Below are 3,909 nucleotides of genomic sequence, written 5' to 3'. Positions count from 1 at the left end.
CGCCGCCCGTGAACCACGCCCAGGTCTACTCTTAAATGTCGAACCCGCACGTCACGGGCGCGACGCCGGGCCGTCCACCCGCGCCGTGCGGCGCGCCGTACTCCGCCGCGCACGCGGCGCGTCCGCCCGCACCCGTCCCGTCGCCGCCCGCGTCCCGCACGACGAGCACCGCCCCGATGCCCGCCGCGTCCGACCCGGACGGTGAGCGCGGCTACCCGGCGACCGCGTCGCCGCTGTACGAGTCGATGTCTTCCTTCCTGTCGGACCTCGCGCCCGCCCCCGCGCAGCTCGCCGAGCCGCTGAGCCACGTCCTGGGCACGTCGCACGAGCCGTTCGGCCACCCCGGACCCCGGCGGCCGGCGCCCGACGCACAGGCGTACGACGACCGTGCACACGACGAGCGTGCACACGACGAGCGTGCACACCGCGAGCGTGCGTACGACGAGCGTGCGTACGACGAGCGTGCGTACGACGAGCAGCCACTCGACGAGCAGGCGCTCGACGAGCCCGCGTACGAGGAGCCGGCGCCCGACCCCGACCCCCCTGCCACCCCCGCGCCCGTCGTGCAGCTCCCACCCCCGCCGCCCCGCCGACCGGACATGCCGTACCCCGAGCTCGCGACGCTCGCCAAGCAGCGCCGCGCGCTCGTGACGCTCGTGTGGTTCCGCGAGCGCCGCGGTCAGCGCCTCGTCGCGACGCTCGCGCCCGACGGGTCGATCGAGTTCGCCGACGGTGCCCGGTTCTTCGAGCCGAGCGAGGCCGCGACGTACGCCGCGGGCACGCCCGTCGAGGTCGACGGCTGGCGCGCGTGGCGCCTGGGCGACGGCGGGCCGACGCTCGCCGAGGCCACGGGACGCCACGACGAGGTGCGCGGCTGAGCCTCAGGCCCAGCCGTACCCCGCCGACCAGCGGTCGATCTCCGCGTAGACGCGCGCCCGCACGGGCGGCGCGGACAGCACCAGGTCGTGCAGGCCGCCCGCGATCCGCACGACCGTCACGCACGGACCGAGCTGGGTCGCGCGCCGTGCGAGCAGCTCGACGTCGAGCACGGTGTCGGCCGAGCGCATCGCGTCGTTCCAGCGCGGCGTGATGAGCGTGCGCGACGACGCCATCATGAGCACCGGCACGTCGATCTGCAGCCCGCGCGCGACGATCGTGTGCCCGGTCATGATCGCCGACAGCCACCCCGCACGGACCGGGAACGACGGGCTGGGCCGCCACCGGTCGTCGAACGTCCACTCGCCGCCGGACGCCGCGGACAGCGTGCGGTTGTAGAAGCCCGGGTCGATGTTGGGCAGCGGCGCCTTGGGCTGGAAGCGGGCGATCTGCGCGACGGCGGGGCTCGACAGGTGGCGCAGCATGCCCGAGCCCTGGAGCTCGAGCCACGGGCTGTTGAGCACGAGGCCGGCGAGGCGTCCGGGGTTGCGGTGCGCCCACAGGGAGGCGATGAGGCCGCCGGTCGAGTGGCCCATGACGACGACCCGCGCGTGCCGCCCGAGTTCCTCGTGGACGAGGTCCAGCGCGGCGGCGAGGTCCTCGTCGTACGTCACGAGGTCGTCGACGTAGCCGGGCGTCTGGTGCGGGCGCAGGCTGCGGCCGTACTTGCGCAGGTCGAGCGCGTAGAACGCGACGCCGCGCGCGGTCCAGTGCTCGGCGAGCTCGGTCTGGAAGAAGTAGTCGGACCACCCGTGGACGTACAGCAGGGCGCGCGCGGGGCGCACGGCCTCGTCGGACGGGGGTCGGTGCCGCACGACCGTCGCGACGACCGCACCTTCGTCGTCGGGCGCCAGGTACAGGGTCTGGGCCTGGTAGTCGGGCCCGAGCACGTCGGGCACCCACGTGCCGGGCGGTGAGACGACGGTGGGTACGTCCTCGTCGGGCGTCGCGGGAGCGGTCGTCGGACCGGTGGCCGCTCCGCTCGCCGGCTCCGTCGCCGTCGTGTCGCTCACCGTCCCCGCCTCCCTCGTCGTGCGCCCGCCTTCGTGCTCACGTCGTCAGGACGATCTTCCCGAACTGCTGGCCGGCCGCGAGCCGAGCGACGGCGTCGCGCGCCTGCGTGAGCGCGAACGTGCGGTCGACGAGCGGCCGGACGCCGGTCCGCGCGAGGAACGCGAGCAGGTGCTGGAGGTCGTCGCGCGAGCCCATGGTCACGCCGAGCACGGAGATCTCCTGGAAGAACACCCGCGTGAGCTCGGCGGCGGTCGGGTCGCCCGAGGTCGCCCCCGCGACGACGACGGTCCCGCCGGGACGCACCGAGCGCAGCGAGTGCGACCACGTCGCCCGGCCGACGGTCTCGAGCACCAGGTCGACGCGCGGCACGCGCGCCCCGGGCTCGACCGCGGCGGCCGCACCGAGCGTCAGGGCGTGCGTGCGCCGCTCGTCGGACCGGCTCGTGACGAGCACCTCGAGCCCGGCGGCCGCCCCCAGCAGGATCGCCGCGGTGGCGACCCCGCCGCCCGCGCCCTGCACCAGCACGCGCTGCCCGGGGGTGGCACGTCCGGTCGTGAAGAGCATGCGGTAGGCGGTCAGCCACGCGGTCGGCAGGCACGCGGCCTCGACGAAGGAGAGCTCGGCGGGCTTGTCGACGAGGTTCCACGTCGGCACCGCGACCTGCTCGGCGAACGTGCCCGGGTACCGCTCGGACAGCAGCGAACGCGGCTCGTCGGGCCCGACTCCGTGCCCGGACGTCCCGCCGATCACGCCGTGCACGACGACCTCGCGCCCGTCGACGACCCCCGCGGCGTCGGTTCCGAGGATCATCGGGAGCTGCTCGGCGCGCAGCCCGACGCCGCGCAGCGACCACACGTCGTGGTGGTTGAGCGCCGCGGCACGCACGTCGACGACGGACCAGTGCTCGCGCGCCTGCGGCTCGGGCCGGTCGCCGACCTCGAGGGCGGCGACGGGGTCGTCGGGGGAGAGGTCTCGTGCGTAGGCCGCGATCACACCGTCACGTTACCCACCGGTAGTGCGCCGGGCCCGGGAATCGCCCGGCCCGGGGACGCGCAGGTCCGGAACCCGGGCGGGCGGCTACGGCCGGTCGAGCGGGTCCGGGAACACCGTCAGCAGCTGGCGGCTCACGAGGCCCACGGTCCGGGCGAGCGCGTCGCGCGCGGCGGCGGCGACGAAGCCGAGGTCGCGCACGTGCCACAGCACGAGCGCGTTGGCCCACGCCGCGTCGCGCGCCTTGTCGATCGAGAAGTTCGAGACGAGGTCGGCCACGGGTGACAGCTCACCGCCCGCCGCGACCACGCGCGCGTCGAGGAACGACTGACGCAGCGGCCGCACGACCTCCGCGAGCACGTCGTTGACGCGCTCGAAGTCCGCGTGGACACCGCGTGCGGTCGGTGGCACTCCCCGCGCCTCGCACGTCGCGACGACCGCGAGCGGGAGGTCGTGGTTGATGTGCGCGTTCATGCCCGCGAGCGCGAGCTGCAGCGGCCACAGCCCGGCGTGCGCGCGACGCTCCACGAGCGGCGCCCATGCCTTGTTGACCGAGCGCCGCGCCGCGAGGTCGCGCGGCACGTCGAGGAACAGGCCCGCGAACCGCACGTCGAGGTCCTCGACGAAGTCCGGGTGCGTGAAGGTCCCGTCGGTCACCCGCACCGCGACGAGCGCCGTCACGTCCCGGTACACGTCGCTGAACACGCCCAGCCCGTCGGTGCGCGACCACTGCGCGCGCTCGGCGTCCATCGCGGCCAGGACCCGCCCGATCGCGACAGACCCGCTCGGCACCCCGTTCGGCTCCCCGCTCGGCACCCCCATGCGCCCACCTTGGCCGATGCCGCCGCCGCTGCCCAGGGTGAATCCGGGTGCCGGGGCCCTCAGAGCACGGGCAGCATGCGCCCGAGGTCGGGCACGGAGTCGCCGGTCCAGCGCGGGGCGATCGCGGCGGCGAGCGCGTCGACGTCG

At 75.3% G+C, this 3,909-nt stretch carries 4 protein-coding genes; 1 reads left to right on the top strand and 3 read right to left on the bottom strand.

All coding sequences use genetic code 11. The features are described 5' to 3' along the window. Positions 1 to 35 precede the first annotated feature (35 nt). A complete protein-coding gene (locus tag CWIS_RS17715; protein WP_053071708.1) occupies positions 36 to 878 on the top strand; it encodes a hypothetical protein in 843 nt (280 codons plus the stop codon). Positions 879 to 881: 3 nt separating this feature from the next. Here CWIS_RS17715 and CWIS_RS12535 read toward each other — a convergent pair whose 3' ends face one another. The 3 genes from CWIS_RS12535 to CWIS_RS12525 all read right to left on the bottom strand — a co-directional run bounded on the left by CWIS_RS12535 (position 882) and on the right by CWIS_RS12525 (position 3,762). Further along, positions 882 to 1,835 (bottom strand): alpha/beta hydrolase, encoded by a 954-nt coding sequence (locus tag CWIS_RS12535; RefSeq protein WP_048343646.1) that lies wholly within the window; start codon positions 1,833 to 1,835, stop codon positions 882 to 884. Positions 1,836 to 1,986: 151 nt separating this feature from the next. After that, the gene (locus tag CWIS_RS12530) at positions 1,987 to 2,943 is read right to left on the bottom strand and encodes a Zn-dependent alcohol dehydrogenase (RefSeq protein WP_048343644.1); all 957 of its coding nucleotides are present in this window, start codon (positions 2,941 to 2,943) and stop codon (positions 1,987 to 1,989) included. Positions 2,944 to 3,027: 84 nt separating this feature from the next. Then, on the bottom strand, positions 3,028 to 3,762 hold the full coding sequence (locus CWIS_RS12525; RefSeq protein WP_048343643.1) for a DUF5995 family protein: 735 nt from the start codon (positions 3,760 to 3,762) through the stop codon (positions 3,028 to 3,030). Between the last annotated feature and the right edge of the window lie 147 nt (positions 3,763 to 3,909).

The organism is Cellulomonas sp. A375-1, assembly GCF_001040865.1.
In the GTDB taxonomy this organism is placed as follows: domain Bacteria; phylum Actinomycetota; class Actinomycetes; order Actinomycetales; family Cellulomonadaceae; genus Cellulomonas; species Cellulomonas gelida.
Note: the sequence above shows the minus strand (reverse complement) of the source record. Positions and strands in the feature narration are given on the sequence as shown.

Excerpts from the sequence above, each read along its gene's own strand:
- CWIS_RS17715 (WP_053071708.1), top strand. The coding sequence starts at position 36 with ATGTCGAACCCGCACGTCACGGGCGCGACGCCGGGCCGTCCACCCGCG.
- CWIS_RS12525 (WP_048343643.1), bottom strand. The coding sequence starts at position 3,762 with ATGGGGGTGCCGAGCGGGGAGCCGAACGGGGTGCCGAGCGGGTCTGTC.